The organism is Methyloferula stellata AR4 (assembly GCF_000385335.1).
In the GTDB taxonomy this organism is placed as follows: domain Bacteria; phylum Pseudomonadota; class Alphaproteobacteria; order Rhizobiales; family Beijerinckiaceae; genus Methyloferula; species Methyloferula stellata.
Window position 1 is genome coordinate 4,049,128 of record NZ_ARWA01000001.1, and the last position, 25,822, is coordinate 4,074,949.

The following is a 25,822-nucleotide window of genomic DNA, read 5'->3' on the forward strand; positions in this document are numbered from 1 at the left end:
ATTATTCTGGATATATGGATGAATTAAGCACAATCCTCGCTTTGGCCGCACTCGCGCAGCCGACCCGTCTCGAAGCCTTCCGGCTGCTCGTGAAACACGAGCCGGAAGGCCTTCCGGCGGGCGAACTCGCCCGTTTGCTGGAGGTGCCGCAAAATACCTTGTCCGCTCACCTCGCCGTGCTGGGCCGCGCAGGCCTCGTGGTCGGCGAGCGGCAAAGCCGCTCGATCATCTATCGCGCCGATCTCTCACAGTTGCGCGAGACGATGCTTTTTCTCGTCAAGGATTGCTGCGGCGGCCGCCCGGAGCTCTGCGCCCCGCTCATCGCCGATCTCACCCCTTGCTGTCCGCCGAAAAAAGGGAAGGCCCATGCCTGATCGCCTCTACAACGTCCTGTTTCTCTGCACCGGTAACAGCGCGCGCTCGATCCTGGCGGAATCCATTCTGCGTAAGGAGGGGACGGGGCGGTTCAATGCCTTTTCCGCCGGCAGCCATCCAAAGGGCGAGGTCAATCCATTCGCGATCAAAGTGCTCGCAAGCCTCAATCTTCCGACGGAGAATCTGCGCTCGAAAAGCTGGGAAGAGTTTTCCGCGCCGGGAGCCCCGGTCATGGATTTCGTCTTCACGGTCTGCGACAACGCCGCGGGCGAAGCCTGCCCGGTTTGGCCAGGCCAGCCGATGACGGCCCATTGGGGCATTGAAGATCCCGCGGCGGTCGAAGGAACAGACCTGCAAAAGGAAGCCGCCTTCGTGCTCGCCGCCCGGTATATCAAGAACCGGATTTCAGCTTTCTCAAATCTGCCGCTGAAGAGCCTCGACAAGCTATCGCTCACAACCAAACTGCGCGAGATCGGCCAGCAGGATGGAGCGACGAAGCCCCGCCCGGAGGTCGCATGATGGATGCGATCATCTATCACAATCCCGCCTGCGAAACCTCACGCAACACGCTTGCGATGATCCGTAACGCAGGCATCGAGCCACACATCATAGAATACCTGAAATGCCCGCCGACACGGCTGCTGCTGGCGCAGTTGCTCAAGCGTGCAGGTCTGACCGTGCGGCAGGTCTTGCGCGAGAAAGGCACTCCCTTTCAGGATCTTGGCCTCAACGATCTATCGCTTTCGGACGATGCCCTGCTCGACGCGATCGGCGCGCACCCTATCCTCATCAATCGCCCGATCGTGGTGACGCCGCAAGGGGTGCGCCTGTGCCGGCCCTCGGAACTCGTTCTTGATCTCCTCCCGCCGCAACACGGACCATTCATCAAGGAGAACGGCGAGCGCGTGATCGACGAGCACGGCCGGCGTGTGGCGACAGCATAGAGATTCCATCATGTCCTTTTTCGAACGCTATCTCACGATTTGGGTCGCGCTTTGCATCGTCGCCGGCATTGCTTTCGGTCAGCTTGCGCCGGGCCTTTTCCATGTGATCGGCGCTCTCGAAATCGCCAAGGTCAATCTGCCGGTCGCCGCCCTGATCTGGCTGATGATCGTTCCGATGCTCATCAAGATCGACTTCGCCGCGCTCGGCCAAGTGCGGGCGCATTGGCGCGGGATCGGCGTCACGCTTTTCATCAATTGGGCGGTGAAACCCTTCTCGATGGCCCTTCTCGGCTGGCTGTTCATCGGTCATGTCTTCCGGCCCTATCTGCCGCCGGGGCAGATCGACTCCTATGTCGCCGGGCTGATCCTGCTCGCCGCGGCCCCTTGCACGGCCATGGTTTTCGTCTGGTCGAATCTGAGCCGGGGCGAGCCGCATTTCACTTTGTCGCAAGTCGCCCTGAACGACACGATCATGGTCTTTGCCTACGCGCCGCTGGTCGCGCTCCTGCTCGGCCTCTCCGCGATCACCGTGCCATGGGATACGCTCGCCCTCTCGGTCGCGCTCTATATCGTCATTCCTGTGATCGGGGCGCAGCTTCTAAGACGCGCCGTGCTCGCCTCGGGTGGCGAGGCGGCGCTCGACCGGTTGCTCGCGTGGCTCCAGCCGCTCTCGTTGATGGCGTTGCTGGCGACACTGGTTCTGCTTTTCGGCTTTCAGGGCGAGCAGATTATCGCGCAGCCTCTCATCATCGGCTTGCTGGCCGTGCCTATATTGATCCAGGTTTATTTCAATGCGGGGCTGGCCTATCTTTTAAACCGGCTCGCGGGCGAAAAGCATTGCGTAGCTGGGCCATCGGCCTTGATCGGCGCGAGCAATTTCTTCGAACTTGCCGTCGCCGCGGCGATCAGCCTCTTCGGCTTCAACTCCGGCGCAGCCCTTGCCACCGTCGTCGGCGTCTTGATCGAAGTGCCGGTGATGCTCTCCGTCGTCTGGATCGTGAAAGCGTCGCAAGGCTGGTATGAAAGCGGCTCTCCGAAAAACGGTGCGAGCGAGGTGCGCATTGGCCGATCATGACAATTACACGGACGCCTATCTGCGTGACATCCTCATCAAGACAAAGTCGATCGCTATAGTGGGGGCTTCCGATAATCCGGGGCGGGACTCCAATCGGGTCCTGCGCTTTTTGCTGGGGCGCGGTTACCGCGTCAGCGCGGTCAATCCGAAGCTCGCCGGACAGGAGATCGCCGGAGCGCCCGTCTATGCCACGCTCGCCGACGTGCCGGACCCAATCGACATGGTGGATGTGTTTCGAAACAACGCGGCGGTGCCAGGCCTGGTCGACGAGGTTGTGGCCCTGCTCCAACATCCGAAATTCCTCTGGATGCAGCTTGGCGTTCGAGATGACGAAGCCGCGCGGAAAGCGGAAGCGGCAGAAATAGCGGTCATCATGAACCGCTGCCCGGCGATCGAAATACCGCGGCTCTTTGGAGGCCAGCATAATGGATGATCTGCCGAACGTGGTACAAAGCGTATTGCAGACACCTGACGTCACCAGTCTGCAGGCCGCCCCGCTTGCGCACAAGCCGCGCATCCTCTTGCTCTATGGTTCGTTGCGTGAGCGGTCCTACAGCCGCTTCCTGACACTGGAAGCCGCGCGCCTGCTTGAAACCTTCGGCGCCGAAACCCGCATCTTCAACCCGAGCGGTCTGCCGCTGCCGGACGATCACCCGGCCGATCATCCCAAGGTGCAGGAGTTGCGCGACCTGTCCATGTGGTCGGAGGGACAGGTTTGGTGCAGTCCCGAACGCCATGGCGCGATGACCGGCATCATGAAAGCGCAAATCGACTGGATACCCCTCGAAATGGGCGCCATGAGGCCGACACAGGGCAAGACGCTCGCCCTGATGCAAGTGAGCGGCGGCTCACAGTCATTCAATGCGGTCAATCAGCTCCGCATCCTCGGCCGCTGGATGCGGATGATAACGATCCCGAACCAATCGTCGGTCGCGAAAGCCTATCAGGAATTCGACGATGCAGGCCGCATGAAGCCGTCGGCCTATTACGACCGCGTCGTCGACGTGATGGAAGAACTCGTCAAATTCACCCTGCTGACGCGTGGCATCTCGCCCTATCTCACCAACCGTTATAGCGAACGCAAAGCGGCGACGGAGAAAGCGGTTCTCGCCGACACCAAAGCCATTTGATCGCGGAGTCGAAGCGCCCGTCAGGGGTTTTCTGTTTTCGGCCCTGCGCCGTCCAAAGGCAGAAAGCCATGCTTTTGCAAAATCGCCTGCCCCGCATCCGATAGAACGAAAAGCGCAAAGCGCTCCGCCGCCGGATCGCGCGACAAGACCGCAAAACCATAGACCGGGTGCACTTCCAAACTTTCCGGCAGCGGGATCGACACCAGGCCCGGAACGCCCGCAAGCAAAGCCGGCGTTCCGCTGCAATAAGAGATCAAGGCATCAGCATGGTCGCCGAGGAAAAGACTCTCCGCCGGGCCATGTCCCAGGAGCGGCTTGATCCCCTGCGGACCGAAAGGATGCAGCGCTTTGGCCTTCAAAAGCGCCGCCGCGCCCGGATGCAGGGCCTCTGCCCGGTCGAACACGGCCATCGCATAATCCCCGCCGGGATCGGCGCCGGGCATGGAGGTCGCAATCCGCACATCCGAGGAAAGCCACCTGTCGACCAGATTTTCCGGCGTCAATCCGAGCGACGATTTCGCGATGGCGCACATGCGGTTGCGCGCAAAGGGAACGACAAGCACATCCGGCTTTTCGCGCTTCAATTTTTCGGGCTGCGCCATATCGGCCGAAGCAAAGAGATCAGCCTGCTCACCCTTTTCCAGGCGTTCGCGCAAGCTGCCGGCTGGACCGAAGACCGGCTTTGCGAAGCTGCCTTCGGGCAGTCCCGACTCTTTGACAAGCGCTTGCATGGCCTCTCTCAAACTGCCTGCCGCATAAAGCTGGAAGGGGTCCGCCAAAGCGAAGCCGATCGGACATGCAACAAGGACCGCCAGAACAACAAGACGCAAGAGAGGAGGAAAATGGAACGTCATGAAGCTTCATTTCTCCTTCGGTGCTGCCCGAAGACCATCGGCCGAACCGGACATGCGCGCATTAAAAGACCTGTGGATTCCAACGACACAAGCAAGACCGGCGAGATTTATCGCCTTAGTGATGAGGACATGACACATTGGCTCTCAAAATACTGGGTCCAAGGCGCACTTTTCATGGCCGTGGCCTTGCTGGCACTTGTGCCCTTGATATTTAAGGCATGGTGGCCGCAAATATTGCTCATCTATCTGCATTCGCCAGGCTATATGGTGCATCAGGTCGAAGAGCATACTGGCGACCGGTTCCGGACATTCATAAACCAGCGGCTTTTCGGCGGCGTCGAGGCGCTGACAACCGTCGGCGTCTTATGGATCAACCTGCCAGGAGTCTGGGGCATCAATCTGGCTGCGCTTTACGCCGCCGTGTTCCTGGAACCGGGCTATGCCCTGGCCGCCCCCTATCTCATGATTGTGAATGCCGTCGCCCATCTCGGGACGGTCAAGCGCACGCATGGCTATAATCCGGGCTTGGTCACAGCCCTCATAGTGTTTTTTCCGCTCGGTCTCGTCACCCTTTACATGGTTCCGGCATCGCTGGGCCAGCATCTGTTGGGCCTCGGCATATCGATCGCGATCCATGCCACGATTGCCGGAGGCGCAATCACACGCGCCGCCTATTTGCGGCGGGCCCAACTCCAAAAGGCTTGATTGAAGCTTTCACGGCACCTTTGGCCGCAGCCGTTTGAGAAACAGACTGACGATCACCGCATGGGCGACATGCTCGGCCATGCAATGATAGCCGAGATCGTTCAGATGAAAATTATCGCGTGACATCATCGGCAGATTGGCGCGTGTCTTGGCAATGAACTGCATCGCATCATAGCGTCTTATATAAAGGATGTTTTCCTCGGCCGCGATTTTGAACAAAAGATCGCGGACGGCGAAATAATTCTTATCCTTGGCGAAGCGCGACGTATATTGCAGGCCGACAAGCACCACGTCGATCTTATTGTCCTTCAACCACTCCACGGTGGACTTCACCGTCTGCTCGAACTCGTCGAGCGGTACGCGCGCCAAAGCGTCGTTCGTTCCCAATTGCCAAAGCACCAGATCCGGCTTCGACTGCGCGACTTCGCTGCGAATTCGCTCGGCTGTGATGGCCGCGGTCTCGCCCGCGACGCCACGATTCAATATCTCGACATCGACGCCTTTCAAGGCCGCTTCGAGGATGAGGGTGAGCTGGGCCGGATAGCTCTGTATGCCTGACGAGGCGCCGACCCCCAAAGTCGATGAAGATCCGATCGCGAGGATCTTAACGACGTTTCCGCTTTTCAAGGCCTCTGCAACATTCGGCAGAGGAACCGGCGATGCGATGTCTGTAGCGGGGACGTCGCAGGGCGGGCTGAGCGGGGGCGCCTCGGGTGTCGCCGTCGCCTCGGGCGCGGGCGGCGTCGTCGGTGTAACCGCCGCCTCAGGTACAGCGGGCGTGCTATCCGCCCGCGCCGCTGGCGTCAGGACGAGGCCGAGAGCGAGGCAGATACAGGCGAAGCGGGCGCTTCGCGCAGCCGGTCGCGCCATTCCGATACCCATGCCGCAAGTCCCATGATCGAGAGGCCCAAAATAACCAGGAATGCATCGCTTGCAATGTCCCCTCCGATCGCAAAGCGAAAGATCTGCCCGGCGAGGCTCAAAACCGACCCGACGCAGAAGACATTCAGCGAATTGCGGCCGAGCATCGACAAAAAGCGCGCCGAATAGGGAATCCACGGCGTGATCACTTTATAGCTGCCGGCAAACAAAACCACCAAAGCCAGCACATGAATGAGCCTGGCCGGTGAAAGAAAGGTTTTATCGAACATGAAAAAGAGCTTCGGCTCTGGAACATCGATCGGACTTGGCGAAAAATGCGTGAATGCCGCCAAGGCACCAAGCAGGACGATCGGCAGAGCCGCAAGCTTTAACCAAAAGAGATGCTTTCTCGCAAAAGCGCCGATCCCGTCTTTGTCGGCGATGACGAACCCCAGCACGTAGATAAGCTGCCAGGACAAGGGATTTAGAAACCACACGCCGTCGACCGGCCAGGTGTGAAGGTTAATGCCGCGTGCCAGCACATAGAGATAGAGACTGGCAGAGACTGGCAGGAGCAACGGTTTCGCATAGCGATCGATCAAGGCAATCAGGGGCGCCGCGGCCATGAGCACGACATAGAGCGGCAAAATATTGAAATAGCCGAGCTGATGGGTGAGCAGCACGAGCCCTATATTGGCTTCGATCGGCTCGCGAAAAACCGCCGAGGCATTGTGCCAGTCGAGCAGAAACGGCGCGTCGAGAAGAAGCGAAGCGGATGCCAGCATGGCGATGGCAATCTCGGTGATCACCATCTGCGCGATATAAAGCGTAACCGCGCGGCCACCCAGACGCAGGACGAGCCGGCCGGGTGAGATAGGCCTATCTTTGCCGGCAATCGAGAGCCGCATCGACCAGCCTGCCAGAAACACGAAAAGTTCGGCTGAATCGGAGAGCGAGAGAGAACGATAGGTGAAACGTTCGAAATAAATGCCGGGAATATGATTGATATAGATCGTGATCAGCGCAAAGCCGCGCCAGAAATCGATTTCGTTTGGTGTACGCATCAGCGATCCGACTTTTCGATCACGGAGATTGCCCGCTCAACCCAACGAAATTTGGACTAGCGTGACCCCGAAACGTTGGAGACTTTTCGGATCAAGGTCATGCGTTGAAGGAAAGATAGAGCATGATGATTTCAACCATCATGCTCTATCCGATTCCATTTTCGATCAGCCGCCTCAATACCGGCGGCAGATGTTCGGGAATATCTTCCGAGATCAGACCCGGACCGAAATGACTCGCTGCCGCGCCATGCAGCCAGACGGCGGCGGAGACGGCTTCGAAGGCGGGCATCTTCTGGGCCAAAAGTCCGCCGATGATGCCTGCCAAAACATCGCCCGAGCCCGCCGTCGCAAGCCACGGCGGCAGGTCATAGGCAATGGTGGCGCGTCCTCCCGGTGCGGCGACCGTGCTGTCCGGTCCTTTCGAAAGAACCACCGCGCCCGAAAGCGCGGCCGCCGCGCGCGCACGTTCGAGCTTCGAGCCCGCCGGCACATGGGCGCCGAATAGTTTTTCGAATTCGCCGTCATGCGGCGTGAGGACAACCGGCGATCCGGAGGATTTGATGGCCTCGGCTAAAGTTTCCAAGCAATCGGCGAAACTCGTCAAGGCATCGGCATCGAGGACGAAGGCGCGGTGCTTACCGGCCGCCGGTTGCGGACCCGAAAGAGCGGTCAGAACGAGTTGCCGGGTTCTCTCGCCAACACCGAGCGCGGGGCCCATGACAAGCACGCTCAAGCGCTGGTCCTGCAGCAGGGATGCGAGATCCTCCGGCGTATCGCAGACCCGCGTCATGATCGCGGTCAAGGCCGTCGCATGACTGGCAAGCGCATCGCTCGGCGTCACGATCGAAACCAGCCCAGCACCGCCGCGTAAAGCGCCGCGCGCGGCAAGACGCGCCGCCCCTGTATGACCAAGCGAGCCGGACATCACGAGCGCATGACCGCGCGAATATTTATGGCCCGCGATGCGCGGGATCGGAAAATCACGCCCCCAGACCGTCGGGCTATTGGCGAAACATGTCGGCTGGATCGATGCCAGCACATTAGAGTCGGTCCCAATGTCCGCGATATTCGTCTCGCCGCATAAAAGCCGCCCGGGCAAAAGCAGATGTCCGGGCTTCATGCGAAAATTCGTCACCGTCCGGCGCGCTTCTATGGCAACGCCCCGCACGGCTCCGGTCGAACCATCAAGGCCCGAAGGCACATCGACGGCGAGGATCGGCCGCCCCGTGCGCTGCGTCCATTCATTGAGACGCAAGACGGCGGTGCGTGCGTCGCCCTCGAGATCGCGCGCGAGGCCTGCGCCGAACAGGGCATCGATGACAAGGTCGGCTTCGGCGAGTTTGGCTTCGGACAGAACTCCCATGAGGGAATGGGTATCGCCGCGCCAGGCGGCAGCGGCTTGCGCGGCATCGCCCTTCAAAGCGTCCCGCGAGCCCAAAAGACCGAGCGAAATCTCGATGCCGTGTTCGGCAAGTAGCCGCGCGGCGACAAAGCCGTCGCCGCCATTATTGCCGGGCCCGCAGACGACCAAAACCCGCGCCCGTACCGGCATTGGTTGCACCAGAAGCCGCAAGGCCTCGCGCGCTATGGCGCCTCCTGCCCGCTCCATCAAAACGATGCCGGGTGTCCCCGCGGCGATCGTCAAGCGATCGGCGGATGCCATTTCTTCATTTGTCAGAAGTTCGGGATGGCTCGTCAATGCAATCATCGGCAAGCCTTATACCAAGCCTTTTGCAAAAGATTGCGGCGTAAAAATACGCCGCGGGTTTTCTTGCGCAAATCCGTTTGCCGCGCCAGCACTTTGGAAAGATTCTATGGTCAAGCTCGCGGATTCATTGAGGCCAAGTTGTGATCGATCAATCCGCACTGGGGGTACCGGCATAACGGTGGGGCCGGCTGGTTGACAGTCGCATGGGGTACGTTTAGGCAAGGTCTGCTGCGGGAGCCGCGCCACCTCGCATCGCGTTCCGTCACAAGGCGACACAGTCCACGTCATGAAGCCGCTCTTTGCGAAATTCGCGATTGGTGAGATTGTCAAGCACCGGAAATATCCGTTCCGGGGCATCATTTATGATGTCGATCCGGAATTCGCCAACACGGAAGAATGGTGGCAGGCGATCCCGGAAGAAGTCCGGCCGCGCAAGGACCAGCCCTTCTATCATCTCTTCGCGGAAAACGCCGAAACCGAATATGTCGCCTATGTTTCCGAGCAGAACCTGCTGCCGGACACGTCGGGCGATCCGGTGCGCCACCCGCAAGTCGAAGAAATGTTCGAGCGTGATCCGGACGGCGCCTATCTGGTCAAGACCGTCCGGCTCAACTGACCGATTGACCGCCTGATCTATTTTCCAAGTCGATCATGACGCGCAACGCCGGACTGGATGCCGTCGCGGCGCTTTTTCATACCCAACACCGGAGCCGCCGGTTGAAACCCAACGGCTCCAGAGCGAAGGCTTACTTCGGGGCCGCGGGAGCGGCCGGCGCCGCAGCGCCACCTGCGGGCTGCGCCGCTTCGAGCTTCTTACGCTCCTCTTCGGCGCGTTTCTGCAATTCTTCCTGCAGCTTCTTTTGCTGTTCTTCGAGCACCTTCGGATCGACTGCGGGACCGTCGAAAGCCTCCCCGAACCCGTTCACGGGGATATTGAAATCGACTTCGTTGCCGACTTGGTTTTTCACCTGAACGACAAGGCCTGCCGCCTTTTTCAACGAGTCAATGATCGGGCTCTTGACCTTCGCTTCGGCGAAACATCCGTTCGGGAAACATATCTCGAAAGTGCCTTCGACCGGTGCGCCCTTGTCGATGGTGAGACGGAAACCCGGCTTCAGCATGAGGCCGATCGGCAAAAGCAGACGCACAATACGGGTGTCGTCGCCCTTGATGTCATAAACCGCCAGCGCGAGAATCGGCTGCTGATCCGCCTGGACGCCAAAATCACGCGTCGTATAGCAAATATCCTTGCCCGCCGCCTGATCTCTGCCGCAAACCTTAGTCCAATTGGCTTGCGTCGGCACGAGATCGGCTTTGACGGGTCCGGCCGGTTGCTGTCCGGCGCCCGCCTCCGGTTGAGCCGCCGGGGCGGCAGGCGCCGCGGCCGGAGCCTGAGCAGCCGGGGCATGGGCCGGCGGCGCAGCCGGCTTCTTCGCCTGGGCGAAAGCGGCGCCTGGCAAACAGATGGAGCCGGCCAAAATGGCGGCCCAGAGACGCTTAGTGGAGAACGGCATCAGGTTTCCTTCCGGTAATCAGCCTTCTGAGCGGGCCGCAGCAAGAATAAAGTGAACGCAAACGACCGCAGCTCAAAAAAACGGATCGCGAGCCGCCGTCAACCCAGCTTCCTAGCTCTTCGCCATCGAATGCGGCGACAAATTGACGTGTTCGATACCCTTAAAAACCATGCGCAGCCCAGTTGCAACCATGCGAATCACGGCGCGATGCAGTAAAAGCAGATCTATGTTGCAACGAGCGATTCGGCTGGCGAGTGCTTTGTTTTTGAAGGCGTCTTGGGAAAAGGCGGCTCGGGGAAAGACGTGTTGGACGCACGGCTTGGCGGCTGGCTGCGCCGTTTTCTTCGCGCTTGCCCCGGCGCTGGCCGACCATCCGGTCAATCCGGACCGTTCAAATCTCGCTCGTCACGGAATTGCCATGCATGGCGATCCGGTGCTTGCCGCCGATTTCGACCATTTACCTTATGCCGATCCCGCCGCGGCAAAGGGCGGCCGTCTCAAACTCGCGTTTCAAGGCACGTTCGACAGTCTGAACCCTTTCAATCTGAAAGCCGGTTCCACGGCGCAAGGCCTGAACGGAAATGTTTTCGAGACCTTGATGGCCCGCTCGTCGGATGAGCCTTTCAGCCTTTATGGCCTGATCGCGCAGTCGATCGAAACCGATGCAGAGCGGTCCTACGCGACCTTTAGACTCGATCCGCGCGCCCGCTTTTCCGACGGCACGCCGATCACATCGGATGATGTCGCCTTCACTTTCGATCTTCTGAAGCGCAAGGGACGGCCGCAGCAGCGCGCCGCCTATTCTCAGGTGCGCGGCGTCGAAACGCCCGATGCGCTGACGATCCGTTATGATCTTCAAGGTCTTGGCGATCGTGAAATGCCGCTGATTCTGGCCCTGATGCCGGTCTTGCCGCGCCACGCAGTCGATCCGGCGGCCTTCGAAGACACGAGCCTCGCCATTCCGATCGGCTCCGGGCCTTATCGCGTCACCGAGGTGAAACCCGGCGAACGGCTTCTGCTCAGCCGCAATCCCGATTATTGGGCCAAGGATCTGCCGATCCGCCGTGGGCTGTTCAATTTCGACGAGATCGAAATCAATTATTACCGCGACGCCAATAGCCAGTTCGAAGCGTTCCGCGCCGGCCTCATCGATTTTCGTGATGAGACAAACCCGCAGCGCTGGACGAGCGGCTATGATTTTCCCGCCATGCGGGATCATCGTATGTATCGCGACTCCCTGCCGATCGGCGGCCCGAAGGGCATCGAAGGTTTCGTGTTCAATTTGCGGCATCCCGTTTTCGACGATGTCCGGGTTCGCGAGGCTCTGGGCCTTGTCTTCGATTTCGAATGGATCAACGCCAACCTTTACGACGGCGTCTATACGCGCTCGAAAAGCTATTTCGACGCTTCCGAACTCGCCTCAACGGGACGTCCGGCATCGCCTGCCGAACGCGCTCTTCTCGCGCCTTTCCCGGGTGCCGTGCGGCAAGATATTCTCGACGGCACTTGGCAGCCGGCAAAGAGCGACGGGTCCGGCCATGACAGGATCTTGCCGAAACGCGCGCTCGCCGAATTGGCAGAGGCCGGATTTACGCTCGAAGACGGAAGGCTGACGAAAGACGGCGTGCCGCTCGCCTTCGAGATCATGGTGAAGGACCGCAATCAGGAACGCCTCGCCTTGAACTACGCCGACTCGCTGCGGCGCATCGGCGTCGATGCGCGGGTGAAGCTGGTCGACGAAGTGCAGTATCAGCGGCGGCGCCAAAAATTCGAGTTCGATGTGATGATCGGCAGCTGGATCGCCTCTGCCTCGCCCGGCAATGAACAGCGCTCACGCTGGGGTTCGGCCAGCGCCGATCAGGAAGCCTCCTTCAATCTCGCCGGCGTCAAATCGGCCGCCGTCGATGCCATGATCACGGCCTTGCTCGCGGCGACGACGCAGGAAGACTTCGTGACCGCCGTGCGCGCCTATGACCGGGTGCTTCTGTCCGGCTTCTATATCGTTCCGCTGTTTTATTCATCCGACCAGTGGATCGCAGCATCCGCATCGCTTGCGCGTCCGCACCGGCTCCCGCACGATGGGCCTCCCGTTTCAGCGACACTAGACACCTGGTGGAGATCGATGCCATGACGCTTGAAGCCCGCGATGATGCAAGGAACGCCGATCCCTTTGCGCAATTCGGGCTCGATACGCTCCTATCCGGCGCAGCACGACTCCGGCCGGAGAGCATAGCGCTTGCCGATCGCGACGAGACTTTGACTTACGCAGGTTTCGCGAGCCGGGCGACGGCGCTCGGCCATCTTTTTGCGGAACATGGATTAAAGCCACGCGAACGCGTGATGCTCATTGGCGGCGCCAGCAATGCGCTCGTCATAGCTTTGATCGCGGCGATCCGCGCCGGGCTCGAACCGGCACTCGCACCCATCGATCTTTCCGCCCAGGACCTCGGCGCCTATGCCCGCGCCGTCAATGCCGTGGCCTTGATCGGGACGACGCGCTACGGCGCTTTCAATGCCGGCGATCTTTATTTTATGGCGGCCGCGGAGACGGCCAGCATCCGGCTGGTCGCAACGCTCGGCCCGGACGAAATGGACGGAGCCGTGAATTTCGGCTCCGACGCCATCAAACGCCATAGCGCTTCGGCTTTTTATACCGGATATGAACGCGGCAAGCCGTCGACGACGGCATCGGCGAAAATCTTCACGCTACGGCGTGGCGAGAAATTCACGCCGGTCATGCATAAGCAGAGCACCCTGATCGCCGCCGGCTTCGATTTCGTCGCCCATGCGAAAATCGGACGCGACACGCCGATCTTCTCGACGTTGCCGCCGGTGCGTTTCGCGTCGCTGGTCGCCGGCCCCGTCGCGGCTTTGCTTTCGGGCGCGGCTTTGCATTTCGATGGACCTTTCGAGGCGAAGGCTTTTCTCAAAGCCTGCGAACGCGCCGGACGCGCCCATCTCATCGCACCGGCGCTTTTCGGAGCGGATTTCGCTCAAGCCGGCGTCACAAGAAATCTCGCCAGCCTCACGCTCGTCTCACAAATGCGGGTGGCTGGACCGCTCGCCCTGCCCGCTGCTCTCGCCGCCGAATGCGCTCTGGTCGATCTTTATGCTTTCGACGAGATCGCAGCCGTCCCCGAGCAACGTCTCGGCAGCATGGCACAAGAGCCGGCGCAGGGCGCTCATCACATCGGCTTTGAAAATACGAAAATCCTGGCCGTCAAAGGGCAGATCGCCGCCTCCGGCGGGATTGGCCTTTCGGGCGCGGCCGTGACGGAAGCTGTCGCTTTGGCGTCACACGCGGCCGCCACATAATGTGTATGAACCTTTGGGCTGATGTGATCGACTAACCCCAAGTCGGATGTCCTCGCGCATCCTTCTTAAGGAGAGTTGGCTATGCAAGCCCCAATCATCTTTCTCATTCTTGTTTTTCTTCTTGTGATCTCAAGCGTTCGCGTCGCGAACCAATATGAACGCGCGGTGATCTTCCGCCTCGGCAAATACGACCGCACGGCGGGACCAGGACTCTATTTCAAGATTCCGCTCATCGAATGGCAATGGAAGATCGATCTGCGCACGACGACCACGGCCGTCGAGCAGCAGGAAACGATCACGCTCGACAATGTCCCGATCAAGATCAACGCGGTGATCTGGCGGCGCATCGTCGATCCAAAACGGTCCGTCATCGAAGTGCGCGATGTCGGCAATGCGGTCGTGCAAGTCGCGGTGACGGCTTTGCGCAGCGTGATCGGTCAGCACTCGCTCGACGATGTGCTGAAGGCGCAGGATGCCATCAGCGAATCCCTGCAGGCTTCGATCGACCGGGTGACCGAACCCTGGGGCGTCAAGGTCGAGCGCGTGCAGATGAAAAATGTCGAAATTCCGGAATCGATGCAGCGTGCCATGGCGCAGGAAGCTGAAGCGCTGCGCGAGAAACGCGCCCGTCAGATCAAGGCGGAGGCGGAAGTCGACGCGGCGCATCTGTTGCGGCAGGCGGCCGAGACCATCATGCAAAATCCGGCCGGCCTCGAATTGCGGCGCATGCAGATGATCACGGAGGTCGGCGCCGAGCAGAACACCATGACGATCATCATGATGCCCTCGGAATTCGTCGACATGGCGCGGGCCATAGGCAAAAAGGGCTAAGATGTCGGGGCACCCTTCTCCCGCTTGCAAGTCGGGCCTGCCCGACTTGCGTTTTAAAAATGCCAAACTCGGGCGAGCCCGAGTTTGGTCGGGAGAAGGGGTGCGCACCGAGCAATTGGGCTCAAACCCCGCTTCATGCTATTAAACCGTCATGAACGACTCCTCGCCCACAGCATCGATCAGGATCGACATCATTTCCGATATCACCTGCCCCTGGTGCTACATCGGCAAACATAGGCTCGAAGCCGCCATAGCATCCTATGCGGGCCTCGACGTCGATCTTCATTGGCGGCCGTTCCAGCTCGATCCGAACATTCCGGAAGACGGGCTCGACCTGCGCGCCTATACGGCGAAGAAGCGAAACGACGCCGAGGCCGACATCAATCAGATGCTGGCCTCGCAAGCAGGCCAAGAACTCGGCCTTGCCTTTTCATGGGACAAGATCGAACGCATGCCGAACACGCGCGACGCGCATCGGCTGATCCGTCATGCGCTGCTTTACGGCGCCCAGACGAAAATCGTCGAGCGGCTGTTCAAGGCCTATTTCTGCGAGGGCGCGGATATTGGCGACCGCGGCCTTCTGATCGAACTCGCCGAAGAGAGCGGGATCGACCGTTACGCGGTTGAAAATCTCTTCGCCCAGCAGGACGATATTCTGACGATCGAAGAGGAACTGGCGATCACGCGGCGCCTCGGCCTGCCGAAAGTGCCCTGCTTTGTCTTTGCCGATGAAATCGTGGTTCCGGGCGCCGCCTCCTCGGATGTCTTCGCCGCGGCCCTCTTCCGGGCGCAGGAGCAGATCGGGCCAGGAACGCCGCAGGCCTGAAAACAGGCCAATCCACTTGGCAGGCAAATTGGCCCACAAAATGCTCTATAGAGCGGCAGAAACCAACCGATTTCCACCGAGGAGCCTCTGATGGCTGAAGAAGATCCAGGCACGATCCCAATCGACATCGTCGGCGATGTGGTCTGCCCCTATTGCTTTATGGGCCTCCGGCTCGTCAACGCGGTGGTTACCTCCGTGCCCGGCCTCGCCGTCGATATCCGCTGGTTTCCCTATCAGATCGACCAAGACATTCCGGCAGGCGGCATGGATCGCCAGGAGTATCTCGTCAAGAAATTCGGCGCCGACAAGGTCGAAGAAACCTTGGCCAAAATGGCTTCGGCGGCGGAAGAATTCGGCCTTGCGCTGGCGCTCGACCGAATCCAGCGCCAGCCGAATACGCTCGATGCGCATCGCCTGATCCGCATGGCCTATGGCACCGGCTTGCAGCCGCAAATCGCCGAACGCCTGTTCCAGGCTTTCTTCCTGCAGGGCCAGGATATCGGCGATCGCGGCGTGCTGCTCGGCATCGCCGCCAAAGCGCGCATGGATGTCGGCGCGGTCGAAGCGATTTTCAATGCGGGTCAAGATGTCGAGCCGCTGATCCAGGAACTCGCGGCGATCCGCGGCGCGGGCGTCGATGAAGTGCCGCGTTTCACCTTCGCCGGCAAGCAGGACATTGTCGGGCTGCAACCAGCCGACACATTCGCCGACGCGCTCTTCAATTCGATCGAAGAAGGCTAATCGGGCTGGTCTCGATCCCGCAGGCCTATGACGATCTGCTCGTCCCACGGATCTTTGCACCTTGGGCCGAGGTCCTTCTCGATCATGTGGTGCTCGCGCCCGGCATGCGCGTGCTCGATGTGGCGACGGGTTCGGGTCCGGTCGCACGTTGCGCAGCGCGGCGCATAGGCCTCACAGGACATGTAACCGCGACGGATATCGCGGCACCCATGCTGGACGTCGCGCGCGGAAAACCGCCGGTCGAAGGCGGCGCGCCCATCGCCTATGTTCAATCGGCCGCCGCGCCGCTTCGGGTCGAGAGCAATACCTTCGATCTCGTCACGTGCCAGCAGAGCCTGCAATTTTTTCCGGACCGGCTCGCGGCTTTGCGCGAGATGAAACGCGCCTTGCGACCGGGCGGCCAGCTCGCCGTCGCTGTCTGGACGGACATCGCCGACAATGAATGGTTTACCGCTATTCAAAAAGCGCTGCGCGCGACGCTCGGTGCGGAAGCCGCCGCCGTGATCCAAGCGCCGTTTCGCTGGCCGAATGGCGAAGAGCTGAAACGAGCGGTCGAAGCGGCGGGTTTTCCGAACGTGCGCCTTTCTCGCATGGACGGTACGCTGACCTTCGAGAACGGACTCGAACAAGCCATCGCAGCGCTCGTCGCCATGCCCATCGCACCGATCCTGGCGACGCTGTCCGATGCAACCCGTCAGGCGTTTCATCAGCGGCTACGCGACGAAGCGCGGCCGCTTGTGAAAGGCGTCGCGCTCATCGGCAAAATGGCTTCGAACGTCGCGATTGCTGCCGCGTAAAAAGCGATCAGATCAGATCCCCGCGCCGCGCTCCGGCACATGTTTGACGAAAAGCCATTCAAGGGTGAAACGGCCGTCGAAAAGTTTGAGCTGGCGGACGCGTTTGCCTGACGCATCCGTCGTCAGGATCGGGACGCCGGCGCGCATCAATTCCGCTTGGCGCGGCGTCAAGGCCGCTTCGACCATCATACCGAAATCGGCGGAGACGCGGATGATCGTTTCGAATGGCGCAACGGTCTTCAATTCGTTCAGCGAGGCAACGGCTCTATCGAGCTCATAAAGCCTTGCAAAAAGCCGTTCGTCTTCGAGAACATAGCGGCCCATGAGTCAATCACGCCTCTTATTTGACGCATGACCTGATCCAAAAAGTCTGCAACTTTTTGGGGTCATGCCCTTGGTCAACGCATGATCTGATCCAAAAAGTCTGCAACTTTTTGGGGTCATGCTAGGCCGCCTTCTTCTTCGTCGCGAGGCCGACCAAGGTGCGCATGATCTGGATCGTGCCTTCGAGCCGCGCCTTGGCATTCGCGAAATCGCGGATGAAGACGATCTTCATATCCGGCCGCACCTTCGCGTCGGAGCCTTGTTCGGAGACATAACGCACGAGCCCTTGCGGATTGGCAAAGGCATTGTCGCGGAAGGCGACGATGACGCCCTTCGGCCCCGCTTCGACCTTCTCGACATGCGCGTGACGGCAGAGCGCCTTGATCGCTGCGAGCTTCATCAAATGCTGAACCTCTTCCGGCAAGGGCCCGAAACGGTCGATCATCTCGGCGGCGAAGCCTTCGATCTCCTCGTCGGTTTCGAGCGTGGCAAGACGCCGGTAGAGGCCGATGCGCAATTGCATATCGGCCACATAATCTTCCGGAATCGTGACCGCCGTCCCGATCGTGATCGAGGGCGACCACGCTTCTTCGACGGGCTCTTCGATGCCGGCCTTCAGCGCGGTGACGGCCTCTTCCAGCATATCCTGATAGAGTTCGAAGCCGACTTCCTTGATATGGCCCGACTGCTGATCGCCCAGCAGATTGCCGGCGCCGCGGATGTCGAGATCGTGCGAGGCGAGCTGGAAGCCCGCGCCCAGCGTGTCGAGCGAATCGAGCACTTTCAAGCGGCGCTCGGCCTGAACCGTCAAGGCGCGGTTTGTCGGCAGCGTGAAAAGCGCATAGGCGCGCACTTTTGAGCGTCCGACGCGTCCGCGCAATTGATAGAGCTGCGCCAGGCCGAACATATCGGCGCGCCAGACGATAAGCGTATTGGCGGTTGGAATATCGAGGCCCGATTCGACGATCGCCGTCGCCAGAAGGATGTCATATTGGCCGTCGTAGAAGGCGGCCATCTTATCTTCGAGCTCGGTCGCCGCCATCTGCCCATGCGCGATGACATATTTCGCCTCCGGCACGTTCTGGCGCAAGAAGGCGGCGGCCTCGTCCAAATCCTCGATGCGCGGACAGACGAAAAAGCTCTGGCCGCCGCGATACCGTTCGCGCAGCAAAGCCTCGCGCACCAGCAATTCGTCGAAGGGAGAGACGAATGTGCGCACGGCGAGGCGATCGACCGGCGGCGTCGCGATGATCGACAATTCGCGCACGCCCGTCATCGCGAGCTGCAAGGTGCGCGGGATCGGCGTCGCCGACAATGTGAGCACATGGACCTCGGCGCGCAATTCCTTGAGCCGCTCCTTATGCTGTACGCCGAAATGCTGCTCCTCGTCGATCACGACGAGACCCAGATCCTTGAACGACACGGTCTTGCCAAGCACGGCATGGGTGCCGACGACAATATCGATCGATCCGTCCGCCGCGCCGGCCTTCGCGGCCTTGAGATCGGCCGCAGAGACCATGCGCGACATTTGCGCGACCTTGATCGGCAGATGCGCGAAACGCGCCGCGAAATTCTTGTAGTGCTGGCGCGCGAGCAAGGTCGTCGGCACAACGACCGCGACCTGCTTGCCATTGACAGCAGCATCGAAGGCGGCGCGCAAGGCAACCTCGGTCTTGCCGAAGCCGACATCGCCGCAAATGAGCCGGTCCATCGGCTTGCCTGACGCAAGATCGTCAAGCACCGCATCGATGGCCGCGAGTTGGTCTTCCGTCTCGTCATAGGGAAAGCCGGCGCAAAATTCGTCGTAAAGCCCTTCCGGCGGGACGAGCTTCGGCGCCTCATGCAGCTCGCGCGCGGCGGCGATTTTGATGAGCCCCGCTGCCATTTCGAGAATGCGCTTGCGCATTTTCGCTTTGCGCTTCTGCCAGGCGCCGCCGCCCAGACGATCGAGCTGGACCTCGGTGTCTTCCGAGCCATAGCGCGACAGAAGTTCGAGATTTTCGACCGGCAGAAAGAGCTTGGCGCCCTCGGCATAATGCAGCTCAAGGCAATCATGCGGCAGACCCGCCGCCTCGATCGCCTGCAGCCCGGCGAAACGCCCGATACCATGATCGACATGGACGACGATATCGCCGATCGTGAGCGTCGTAACATCGCTCAGGAAGTCTTGCGCGCGGCGCGACTTCTTACGGCTGCGCACCAGCCTGTCGCCCAGAATATCCTGCTCGCCGATGACGGCGAGATCCTCGGTCTCGAACCCTTGTTCCAGACCGACGACGGCGAGCGCGACGACGCCTTTTTTCAGTGCCTGAGCCTGGACGAGCGACGAAACGGGTTCGAGATTTTTAAGCCCGTGATCGCCGAGCACATGGGCGAGACGCTCGCGCGATCCATCCGACCAGCCGGCGACGATCACGCGTTTGCCGGCATAGAGCAAGGTACGCGCATGATCGGCCGCCGCCTGAAAGACATTGGCGTTTTCATCATTGCGTTCGGGCGCGAAGCTGCGTCCCGGCCGCGCTCCGCCATCAATGACGAGGCCTTTGCTCGATCCGGGCACGGCGAAAGGCGTCACATGCACAGTCGCGGCTGTGTCGAGGTCCTTGCGCCATTCCGCGGGCGAGAGATAAAGCGCATCGGGTTCGAGCGGCTTATAATTGGAATGCGCCGGATCGGCATCATGCGCGCTTTTGCGCGCATCGTAATAATCCTTGATCTGCGTCAGGCGCTCATTGGCGGCATCTTCAGCGAGCGCGTCGAGGACGAAGGGCGCGTCACCTACATAATCGAAGACGGTGTCGAGCCTGTCATAGAACAGCGGCAGCCAATGCTCGAACCCAGCGTGACGGCGCCCCTCGCTGATCGCCTCGTAAAGCGCATCGCCGCGCGTCTGCGCGCCGAAGCGCGCGACATAGGCCTGGCGGAAGTGGCGCATCGTGTCGGTCTTGATCTGAACCTCGCTCATCGGCACGAGATCGAGGCTTCTCATCTGGCCGACGGTCCGTTGCGTTTCCGGATCGAAGGTGCGGATCGATTCCAAAGTATCGCCGAAGAAATCGAGCCGCACCGGCTGCGCCATGCCCGGCGGAAACAAATCGATAATGCCGCCGCGCACCGCATAATCGCCGGTGTCGCGAACCGTCGAAGCTCGGCCGTAACCATTCGCTTGAAGCCATTGCACCAGGGCTTCCGTATCGACCGCATTGCCGGGCGCGGCCGAAAAGCTCTCCTGCCCAACCTGCTGCAATGGCGGCACGCGTTGCAGGACGGCGTTGACCGAGGTCGACAAGATGCGCGGGCGTTCAAGCGCCGTGCGCGACAAAGCGAGACGCGACAAAACGGTCATCCGTGCCGCGGTCACCGCGGCATTGGGCGAGACCCGATCATAGGGCTGACAATCCCAGGCGGGGAAATCCATGACCTCGATTTCGGGTGCGGCAAAACTCATCGCCTCGTTGAAGCCGCGGGCGCGTTGCTCGTCGCGGGCAACATGCACGAGCACGACGGCGCGGCGTTCGGCCGCGCGCGCCAAGGCTCGCGTGAGGTCGGCGATGCAAAAGGCATCGAACCCGTCGGGGACCGAAGCAAGCGTGAGCTGCCGGTCCTTTTCGAGCGATGCGACGGCACGTTTGAGATCAATCACGAGAAGATCGCGGCCCTTTTTCGCGGCAAAAGCTCAGCTATGAAGCGGCTTTTCGTGGGTATGGAAGGCACATATTTTCCGAAACAGCCCAGTGTCGAAGTTGGCCGGCGTTTCGAACTCCCCCGTCACCCAGCCGAACACATCCCTGTCGGTGGCATCGAGGAGGATCTCGAAATCGTCAAGCTCCGCATCGCTCAGATCGGCGACTTTGGCCTCGGCGAAGCCGCCCAGAATCAGATCCATCTCCCGCATCCCGCGATGCCAGGAGCGAAACAGGATGCGACGGCGGCGAAGGTCAAGATCCGCCCGAGAGGGAGTTTTTAGGGGCTGGTCCAATAGGAATACGTCCAAAGGGCGCTTGTCAGGGCGCGCTCAGGTTGAAGGTCTTCGTTCTATAGACCTGCCCCGCCTTGCTGTCAGCAGGCAATGAAATGAGAAAGATGGGGCGGCGCAGGCGTCCCCGCAACACTCATTTGAGCTCGAAAGCAGCCTTGCGCGGCGTGCGCAGCACCTCGGCGTAGCCGTTTTCGATCAGCAGCGCGGCCAGGTCGATCGACCAGCGCTCCGGCACAAATTCTAAAAACAAAAGACGCGGCCAAAGCGCTCGCGGCGCATCGCGGAAGAAAGGTTCGAGGATCAGATCCTCGGCGCCTTCGACATCGAGCTTCATGGCATCGATCCGCTCGAAGCCTTCCTCGGTGACGATGCTGATCAAAGCCTTGGCGGGCACCTTGACGCTTTCGCCGACGGCATCCGAATTGATGATCCGCATGGAGCTTTCGCCGCGATTGTCGGCATCGATGAAAAGCGTGATCTCGCCATCGCGATCGGCTATCGCGCAAGCGATCGCCTTGATCGTCGCAAAGGGATTCTGGCCGATATTATAGGTCAGCCGTTCGAAGATCTCGGGCTGCGGCTCGATCGCCAGGATCCTTGCGCGTGGTCCGGCCTCCGCCGCGGCGAAAAGACTATAGCCGCCGACATTGGCGCCTATATCGATAAAGGTGAAATCCGGCGTCATCCGCGCCTGCATGAACTCGCGCTCCGGCAGGTCGAAATATTGCGGCGTGAACAATATGCGCTTTTCGCAGACGTTATTGTAAGGATAGAGCCGCATGCGCGCGCCGAGCGCCTCGACATCGAGGGGCTGGCCCTTCATGGCTTTCATCGCCATGGCGCGCAGGAAAAACGCCCGGCGCTTGCCGGCCCAGCTCTCCGAAGCGCCCCGCGTCAGATCCAAAAGCCGCGCAATGGCGCCTTGCGGCGTGTAGCGGCCGAAGGCGGAAAGATCATTGGTGAGCGTTTTTGCCATTCGCGCCGCTGATTGGGGACTTTGCCGATCGGATTTGGCTGATCGGACTTGTCCGATCGCCTCGGCCAAGAATTGATCTTTATCCGCGCGGTGTCCTACCATAGGGGCGGGACTCGAAGAAATAGCCTCGAAGCCCCGGCGATCTTGCGCCGCGCCGCCAAAAGCATAAATTCATGGTGAGCCGGGGCATGATCTTGGAAATGCCGGCTCGACTTTTCGGGCAAGATCATGCGTTAAAGCCGATTTGAAACATGGCGGCGATTGAACCGGGCCCGCCGCGCCAAGAGAGCAGAAGCCAGATGACCTTCGTTGACGCCTTGGAAGTGACGGGCCGCAAGAGCGGTCATATCAAATTGCATGGTCCGGAGGCCTTCGCAGCCATGCGCGAGGCCGGCCGCCTGACGGCCGAAGCGCTCGACCTTTTGACCGAACATGTAAAGCCGGGCGTCACGACCGAATTTCTCGACGACCTCGTCTTCGATTTCGCCCTCGCGAATGGCGCCTATCCTGCACCGCTCGATTATCGCGGCTACCGGAAATCGATTTGCACCTCGATCAATCATGTCGTCTGCCACGGCATACCGGATCGGAAGGCCCTCAAGGATGGCGATATCGTCAATTGCGACATCACCTTGATCGTCGACGGCTGGCATGGCGATTCGAGCCGGATGTATCTCGTCGGTGAAGTTCCGCGGCGGGCGCAACGGCTTGTCGAGGTCACCTATGAGGCCATGATGCGCGGCATAGCGATCGTCAAGCCCGGCGCGACGACGGGCGATATCGGCGCCGCCATTCAGGATTACGCGGAAAGCGAGCGCTGCTCCGTGGTGCGGGATTTCTGCGGCCATGGACTCGGCCGGCTCTTTCACGACGAGCCCAACATACTGCACTATGGCCGGCGCGGCGAAGGCGTCGCTCTGAAGCCCGGCATGTTCTTCACGATCGAACCGATGATCAACCTCGGCCGTCCGCATGTGAAAATCCTGGCCGACGGCTGGACCGCCGTCACCCGCGACCGTTCCATGTCGGCGCAGTTCGAACATACGATCGGCGTCACCGAAACCGGGTACGAGATTTTTACGCTCTCGCCGAAAGGCCTGCATCACCCGCCCTATAATGCCGGCACTGCCCCGGCCGTATGAGCAAGGCGCCGTCCTCTCCCCTAGAAGATGACGGCGCGCCGCATTATCTCGGCCATCGCGAGAGGTTGCGCGAGCGTTTCCGCAAGGCCGGAGACGCCGCGCTCGCCGATTACGAATTGCTCGAACTTGTGCTTTTTCGCGCCATGCCCCGGCGCGACGTGAAGCCCATCGCCAAAGCCCTCATCGCCCGGTTCGGATCTTTCGCCGAGGTCGTCGCGGCGCGGCCCGAGCGGCTCGCCGAAATTCCGAATCTAGGCGACGCCAGCATCACCGAATTGAAACTGATCGAGGCCGCTGCCCGCCGCCTGACGAAATCGGCCATCGAAAAGCGCCCCTCAATGGGAAGTTTCAGCGCCGTCGTCGATTATTGCCGGACCGCCATGGCCTTCAACGACCGGGAACAATTCCGCATTCTCTTCCTCGACAAGAAAAACCAGCTCATCGCCGACGAAGTCCAAGGCACCGGCACGGTTGACCATACGCCGGTCTACCCACGCGAAATCATGCGACGCGCGCTCGAACTCAATGCCACGGCGCTCATTCTCGTGCACAATCATCCCTCGGGCGATCCGACGCCCTCGACCGCCGACATTCATCTGACGCATCAGATCATCGCTGTCGGAAAACCGCTGAACGTCCTTGTTCACGATCATCTGATCATCGGCCGGCACGGGCACGCAAGCTTCAAGGGGCTGCAGCTCATCTAGAGCATCGGACCGAAAAGTGCGAAGCGGTTTTCGGACCAATCCGATGCGATTTAAAAGACTTACAGGCACCCGACCGATTCGATATGAACGCCCACCGCGCCAAGGCATATCCAGACCGGCTTATTTGGCTGGATCGTCTATGGTTTCCGGGCTTTTCCACAAGCCTTCCCAACCGTCAGAATCGTTTAGAGAAAACATACGTAAAAGAACTTACCGTTAACTGAGCCATGCTAGTCTCGACCTAAGCGCGATTGGGCCGGCGGTTTCATCCTGACGGCTTGCGACTTCAAAACGGGTATTTTCAACCGATCGATAACAAGATTTATTCAATTAGCGTCGCACTCGACGCACTGCATTAATATTCGCATGGGTCGGGCCGGAAAAAAGCAAATGAAAATGGACCTTATGAATTTGCGCGACTTCCGGCAGGGAACGCTCCAGGGTTCAGCCATTCTTGCAGGCATCGCTCTTGTCGCCCTGGCGACCTTCGTCGCTTTCGTGGCGACCCAGCAGGCCATCGATACGTTCTTCATCGCGAGCGCGCTTGTCTTCTCGGTTTATGTGGTTTGGCAATCGCGCCGGACGGTTCAGCGTTTGACCGAAAGCGAAGCCAAGGCCAAGCAGGTCGCCGGCCATGACATTCTCTCGGGTCTACCCAACCGCTTTCTGTTCAACGACCTCGTCGATTCCGAAATCGGCCGCTGCGCCCGCAATAGAAGCTCGTTTGCGCTTTTTTATCTCGACCTCGATCGTTTCAAAGAAATCAACGACACGTTCGGGCATGATGCCGGAGACCAGCTGATCATCTCGATCACCACGCGCATCACGCGGGTGCTTCGCCAAAACGATCGTCTGGCGCGGCTTGGCGGCGACGAATTCGGTATTCTGCAGACGGATGTGAAAGATCCGCGCGACAGCGCCGCCCTGGCACAGCGCATTCTCGATGCCCTGTCGGTTCCCTTCGACCTCGGCGAACGGCAGGTCTTTGCCGGTATTTCCATCGGAATCGCCCTCTGCCCGCAGGACGCGACCGACCGCAGCGGCTTGATGTGCCTCGCCGATCTTGCGCTCTATCGGGCAAAGCACGAAGGCCGCAATCGCTACACCTTCTTCGAAGCGCGCATGGGTGAACATTTGCGTTTGCGCAAAGCCATCGAGGATGAATTACGCCAAGCGATCGCCAATGACGGGCTCGGCGTCGAATATCAGCCCGTCATGTCCGGCGATGGACAGACAATGGTCGGCCTCGAAGCGCTCGTGCGCTGGAATCACCCGACCCAAGGCAATCTCCCGCCGGAAAGCTTCATCAGCCTCGCGGAAGAGCGCGGCCTGATCGTTCCCCTCGGGGAATGGGTCTTGCGGCGCGCCTGTCTGGATGCGCGGAGGTGGCCGGAGCTGCGCGTCGCCGTGAATGTCTCGCCGATCCAATTCCGGCATAAGGAATTCGTAAGCTCGGTCGTCAAAATTCTGCAGGAAACCGGGATGGAGCCGCAACGGCTCGAACTCGAGCTGACCGAAGGCGTCGTGATCGAAGATGCCGATCAGGCGGAAAACTCGATCATCGAATTGCGCGCGCTCGGCATAAGAATGGTGCTCGACGATTTCGGCACCGGCTATTCGAGCCTGATCTATCTGCGCCGCTTTGCCTTCGACAAGATCAAGATCGACCGGTCGTTCCTGCAATATATGGAGCCATCGGGAGAGAGCGCGATCATCGTCCAATCGATCGTCCAGCTCGGACGCGCACTCGGTCTCACCGTCAATGCGGAAGGAATCGAAACGCCGGACCAGGTCGAATTCCTGCGTGCGCTCGGCTGCGATGAATTGCAGGGCTTTCTCTTTTCCGCATCGCTTGCGGCCGATGACGTCGCGGCTTTCGCGGCGACGGCCGCGGGCGGCTATGGCCTCGTGCCAAACATGCCGCTTGCCGTCGCCAGAGCCGGATGAAGAAAAG

General features: G+C 60.3%; 26 protein-coding genes. 17 read left to right on the forward strand and 9 right to left on the reverse strand.

Features of this window, described 5'->3' with window-relative positions:
• Positions 1-14: 14 nt before the first annotated feature.
• From A3OQ_RS0120085 to arsH, 6 genes are read left to right on the forward strand one after another with little or no spacing between them, the layout of a single operon-like run.
• Positions 15-374, forward strand: a complete 360-nt coding sequence (locus A3OQ_RS0120085) for an ArsR/SmtB family transcription factor (protein WP_020177240.1) — start codon at positions 15-17, stop codon at positions 372-374.
• Positions 367-894, forward strand: coding sequence for an arsenate reductase ArsC (locus A3OQ_RS0120090; RefSeq protein ID WP_020177241.1), 528 nt, complete (start codon positions 367-369; stop codon positions 892-894). The genes A3OQ_RS0120085 and A3OQ_RS0120090 overlap by 8 nt, the downstream gene beginning before the upstream one ends.
• The gene (gene arsC, locus A3OQ_RS0120095) at positions 894-1,319 is read left to right on the forward strand and encodes an arsenate reductase (glutaredoxin) (protein WP_020177242.1); all 426 of its coding nucleotides are present in this window, start codon (positions 894-896) and stop codon (positions 1,317-1,319) included. The genes A3OQ_RS0120090 and arsC overlap by 1 nt, the downstream gene beginning before the upstream one ends.
• Positions 1,320-1,329: 10 nt before the next feature.
• Positions 1,330-2,394: an ACR3 family arsenite efflux transporter gene (arsB, locus tag A3OQ_RS0120100; protein WP_020177243.1), complete on the forward strand. Its 1,065-nt coding sequence runs from the start codon at positions 1,330-1,332 to the stop codon at positions 2,392-2,394.
• Positions 2,339-2,827 carry a CoA-binding protein gene (locus tag A3OQ_RS0120105; RefSeq protein ID WP_051116058.1) on the forward strand — a complete coding sequence of 163 codons (489 nt, stop codon included), beginning with the start codon at positions 2,339-2,341 and terminating at the stop codon, positions 2,825-2,827. Before arsB ends, A3OQ_RS0120105 begins: the two co-directional genes overlap by 56 nt.
• The gene (gene arsH, locus A3OQ_RS0120110) at positions 2,820-3,524 is read left to right on the forward strand and encodes an arsenical resistance protein ArsH (protein ID WP_020177245.1); all 705 of its coding nucleotides are present in this window, start codon (positions 2,820-2,822) and stop codon (positions 3,522-3,524) included. Before A3OQ_RS0120105 ends, arsH begins: the two co-directional genes overlap by 8 nt.
• 20 nt (positions 3,525-3,544) lie before the next feature.
• Here the strand turns inward: arsH and A3OQ_RS23145 are convergent, their stop codons facing one another.
• A complete protein-coding gene (locus A3OQ_RS23145; protein WP_020177246.1) occupies positions 3,545-4,378 on the reverse strand; it encodes a substrate-binding domain-containing protein in 834 nt (277 codons plus the stop codon).
• A 129-nt stretch (positions 4,379-4,507) separates the two neighbouring features.
• Here A3OQ_RS23145 and A3OQ_RS23150 point away from each other — a divergent pair, with 129 nt between their 5' ends.
• Positions 4,508-5,083, forward strand: coding sequence for an HXXEE domain-containing protein (locus tag A3OQ_RS23150; RefSeq protein ID WP_040581584.1), 576 nt, complete (start codon positions 4,508-4,510; stop codon positions 5,081-5,083).
• Positions 5,084-5,092: 9 nt separating this feature from the next.
• On the opposite strand, the gene A3OQ_RS0120125 is transcribed toward A3OQ_RS23150, so the two are convergent.
• From A3OQ_RS0120125 to A3OQ_RS0120135, 3 genes are all read right to left on the reverse strand, one after another.
• Positions 5,093-5,953 (reverse strand): SGNH/GDSL hydrolase family protein, encoded by an 861-nt coding sequence (locus A3OQ_RS0120125; RefSeq protein WP_020177248.1) that lies wholly within the window; start codon positions 5,951-5,953, stop codon positions 5,093-5,095.
• Positions 5,887-7,008, reverse strand: coding sequence for an OpgC family protein (locus A3OQ_RS0120130; protein ID WP_020177249.1), 1,122 nt, complete (start codon positions 7,006-7,008; stop codon positions 5,887-5,889). Before A3OQ_RS0120130 ends, A3OQ_RS0120125 begins: the two co-directional genes overlap by 67 nt.
• Before the next feature lie 145 nt (positions 7,009-7,153).
• A complete protein-coding gene (locus A3OQ_RS0120135; protein WP_020177250.1) occupies positions 7,154-8,716 on the reverse strand; it encodes a bifunctional ADP-dependent NAD(P)H-hydrate dehydratase/NAD(P)H-hydrate epimerase in 1,563 nt (520 codons plus the stop codon).
• A 286-nt stretch (positions 8,717-9,002) separates the two neighbouring features.
• On the opposite strand from A3OQ_RS0120135, the gene hspQ reads away from it, so the two are divergent.
• Positions 9,003-9,332: a heat shock protein HspQ gene (hspQ, locus tag A3OQ_RS0120140; RefSeq protein ID WP_020177251.1), complete on the forward strand. Its 330-nt coding sequence runs from the start codon at positions 9,003-9,005 to the stop codon at positions 9,330-9,332.
• A gap of 130 nt (positions 9,333-9,462) precedes the next feature.
• Here hspQ and A3OQ_RS0120145 read toward each other — a convergent pair whose 3' ends face one another.
• Positions 9,463-10,230 (reverse strand): invasion associated locus B family protein, encoded by a 768-nt coding sequence (locus A3OQ_RS0120145; protein ID WP_020177252.1) that lies wholly within the window; start codon positions 10,228-10,230, stop codon positions 9,463-9,465.
• 319 nt (positions 10,231-10,549) lie between these two features.
• Between A3OQ_RS0120145 and A3OQ_RS0120150 the strand changes: the two genes are divergently transcribed.
• The 6 genes from A3OQ_RS0120150 (at position 10,550) to A3OQ_RS23155 (ending at position 16,740) form a co-directional block, all read left to right on the forward strand.
• The gene (locus A3OQ_RS0120150) at positions 10,550-12,361 is read left to right on the forward strand and encodes an ABC transporter substrate-binding protein (RefSeq protein WP_020177253.1); all 1,812 of its coding nucleotides are present in this window, start codon (positions 10,550-10,552) and stop codon (positions 12,359-12,361) included.
• Entirely contained in the window at positions 12,358-13,545 is a 1,188-nt protein-coding gene (locus A3OQ_RS0120155) for an AMP-binding protein (RefSeq protein WP_152428546.1), read from the forward strand. Before A3OQ_RS0120150 ends, A3OQ_RS0120155 begins: the two co-directional genes overlap by 4 nt.
• Before the next feature lie 81 nt (positions 13,546-13,626).
• A complete protein-coding gene (locus A3OQ_RS0120160) occupies positions 13,627-14,376 on the forward strand; it encodes an SPFH domain-containing protein (protein ID WP_020177255.1) in 750 nt (249 codons plus the stop codon).
• A 151-nt stretch (positions 14,377-14,527) separates the two neighbouring features.
• Complete coding sequence (locus A3OQ_RS0120165; protein WP_020177256.1) at positions 14,528-15,202, forward strand: DsbA family oxidoreductase; 675 nt, start codon at positions 14,528-14,530, stop codon at positions 15,200-15,202.
• Between the two features lie 90 nt (positions 15,203-15,292).
• On the forward strand, positions 15,293-15,943 hold the full coding sequence (locus A3OQ_RS0120170; RefSeq protein ID WP_020177257.1) for a DsbA family oxidoreductase: 651 nt from the start codon (positions 15,293-15,295) through the stop codon (positions 15,941-15,943).
• 35 nt (positions 15,944-15,978) lie between these two features.
• A complete protein-coding gene (locus A3OQ_RS23155) occupies positions 15,979-16,740 on the forward strand; it encodes a class I SAM-dependent methyltransferase (protein WP_280109815.1) in 762 nt (253 codons plus the stop codon).
• Positions 16,741-16,752: 12 nt separating this feature from the next.
• Here A3OQ_RS23155 and A3OQ_RS0120185 read toward each other — a convergent pair whose 3' ends face one another.
• The 4 genes from A3OQ_RS0120185 to A3OQ_RS0120200 all read right to left on the reverse strand — a co-directional run bounded on the left by A3OQ_RS0120185 (position 16,753) and on the right by A3OQ_RS0120200 (position 22,019).
• Positions 16,753-17,064, reverse strand: coding sequence for a hypothetical protein (locus A3OQ_RS0120185; protein ID WP_020177260.1), 312 nt, complete (start codon positions 17,062-17,064; stop codon positions 16,753-16,755).
• 121 nt (positions 17,065-17,185) lie between these two features.
• Positions 17,186-20,707 carry a transcription-repair coupling factor gene (mfd, locus tag A3OQ_RS0120190; RefSeq protein WP_020177261.1) on the reverse strand — a complete coding sequence of 1,174 codons (3,522 nt, stop codon included), beginning with the start codon at positions 20,705-20,707 and terminating at the stop codon, positions 17,186-17,188.
• 33 nt (positions 20,708-20,740) lie between these two features.
• On the reverse strand, positions 20,741-21,043 hold the full coding sequence (locus tag A3OQ_RS24180) for an FAD assembly factor SdhE (RefSeq protein ID WP_244427207.1): 303 nt from the start codon (positions 21,041-21,043) through the stop codon (positions 20,741-20,743).
• Between the two features lie 133 nt (positions 21,044-21,176).
• A complete protein-coding gene (locus tag A3OQ_RS0120200; RefSeq protein ID WP_020177263.1) occupies positions 21,177-22,019 on the reverse strand; it encodes an FkbM family methyltransferase in 843 nt (280 codons plus the stop codon).
• 299 nt (positions 22,020-22,318) lie between these two features.
• On the opposite strand from A3OQ_RS0120200, the gene map reads away from it, so the two are divergent.
• The 3 genes from map (at position 22,319) to A3OQ_RS23160 (ending at position 25,815) form a co-directional block, all read left to right on the forward strand.
• Positions 22,319-23,161, forward strand: coding sequence for a type I methionyl aminopeptidase (map, locus tag A3OQ_RS0120205; RefSeq protein WP_026596059.1), 843 nt, complete (start codon positions 22,319-22,321; stop codon positions 23,159-23,161).
• The gene (gene radC / locus A3OQ_RS0120210) at positions 23,158-23,868 is read left to right on the forward strand and encodes a RadC family protein (protein WP_020177265.1); all 711 of its coding nucleotides are present in this window, start codon (positions 23,158-23,160) and stop codon (positions 23,866-23,868) included. Before map ends, radC begins: the two co-directional genes overlap by 4 nt.
• Before the next feature lie 390 nt (positions 23,869-24,258).
• A complete protein-coding gene (locus A3OQ_RS23160) occupies positions 24,259-25,815 on the forward strand; it encodes a putative bifunctional diguanylate cyclase/phosphodiesterase (RefSeq protein WP_020177266.1) in 1,557 nt (518 codons plus the stop codon).
• The last annotated feature ends 7 nt before the right edge of the window (positions 25,816-25,822 follow it).

Bases quoted from the DNA above. Each gene is read 5' to 3' on its own strand.
- A3OQ_RS0120085 (WP_020177240.1), top strand. From the start codon at position 15: ATGGATGAATTAAGCACAATCCTCGCTTTGGCCGCACTCGCGCAGCCG.
- A3OQ_RS0120090 (WP_020177241.1), top strand. From the start codon at position 367: ATGCCTGATCGCCTCTACAACGTCCTGTTTCTCTGCACCGGTAACAGC.
- arsC (WP_020177242.1), top strand. From the start codon at position 894: ATGGATGCGATCATCTATCACAATCCCGCCTGCGAAACCTCACGCAAC.
- arsB (WP_020177243.1), top strand. From the start codon at position 1,330: ATGTCCTTTTTCGAACGCTATCTCACGATTTGGGTCGCGCTTTGCATC.
- A3OQ_RS0120105 (WP_051116058.1), top strand. From the start codon at position 2,339: ATGAAAGCGGCTCTCCGAAAAACGGTGCGAGCGAGGTGCGCATTGGCC.
- arsH (WP_020177245.1), top strand. From the start codon at position 2,820: ATGGATGATCTGCCGAACGTGGTACAAAGCGTATTGCAGACACCTGAC.
- A3OQ_RS23145 (WP_020177246.1), bottom strand. From the start codon at position 4,378: ATGACGTTCCATTTTCCTCCTCTCTTGCGTCTTGTTGTTCTGGCGGTC.
- A3OQ_RS23150 (WP_040581584.1), top strand. From the start codon at position 4,508: ATGACACATTGGCTCTCAAAATACTGGGTCCAAGGCGCACTTTTCATG.
- A3OQ_RS0120125 (WP_020177248.1), bottom strand. From the start codon at position 5,953: ATGGCGCGACCGGCTGCGCGAAGCGCCCGCTTCGCCTGTATCTGCCTC.
- A3OQ_RS0120130 (WP_020177249.1), bottom strand. From the start codon at position 7,008: ATGCGTACACCAAACGAAATCGATTTCTGGCGCGGCTTTGCGCTGATC.
- A3OQ_RS0120135 (WP_020177250.1), bottom strand. From the start codon at position 8,716: ATGATTGCATTGACGAGCCATCCCGAACTTCTGACAAATGAAGAAATG.
- hspQ (WP_020177251.1), top strand. From the start codon at position 9,003: ATGAAGCCGCTCTTTGCGAAATTCGCGATTGGTGAGATTGTCAAGCAC.
- A3OQ_RS0120145 (WP_020177252.1), bottom strand. From the start codon at position 10,230: ATGCCGTTCTCCACTAAGCGTCTCTGGGCCGCCATTTTGGCCGGCTCC.
- A3OQ_RS0120155 (WP_152428546.1), top strand. From the start codon at position 12,358: ATGACGCTTGAAGCCCGCGATGATGCAAGGAACGCCGATCCCTTTGCG.
- A3OQ_RS0120160 (WP_020177255.1), top strand. From the start codon at position 13,627: ATGCAAGCCCCAATCATCTTTCTCATTCTTGTTTTTCTTCTTGTGATC.
- A3OQ_RS0120165 (WP_020177256.1), top strand. From the start codon at position 14,528: ATGAACGACTCCTCGCCCACAGCATCGATCAGGATCGACATCATTTCC.
- A3OQ_RS0120170 (WP_020177257.1), top strand. From the start codon at position 15,293: ATGGCTGAAGAAGATCCAGGCACGATCCCAATCGACATCGTCGGCGAT.
- A3OQ_RS0120185 (WP_020177260.1), bottom strand. From the start codon at position 17,064: ATGGGCCGCTATGTTCTCGAAGACGAACGGCTTTTTGCAAGGCTTTAT.
- A3OQ_RS0120200 (WP_020177263.1), bottom strand. From the start codon at position 22,019: ATGGCAAAAACGCTCACCAATGATCTTTCCGCCTTCGGCCGCTACACG.
- map (WP_026596059.1), top strand. From the start codon at position 22,319: ATGACCTTCGTTGACGCCTTGGAAGTGACGGGCCGCAAGAGCGGTCAT.
- radC (WP_020177265.1), top strand. From the start codon at position 23,158: ATGAGCAAGGCGCCGTCCTCTCCCCTAGAAGATGACGGCGCGCCGCAT.
- A3OQ_RS23160 (WP_020177266.1), top strand. From the start codon at position 24,259: ATGAAAATGGACCTTATGAATTTGCGCGACTTCCGGCAGGGAACGCTC.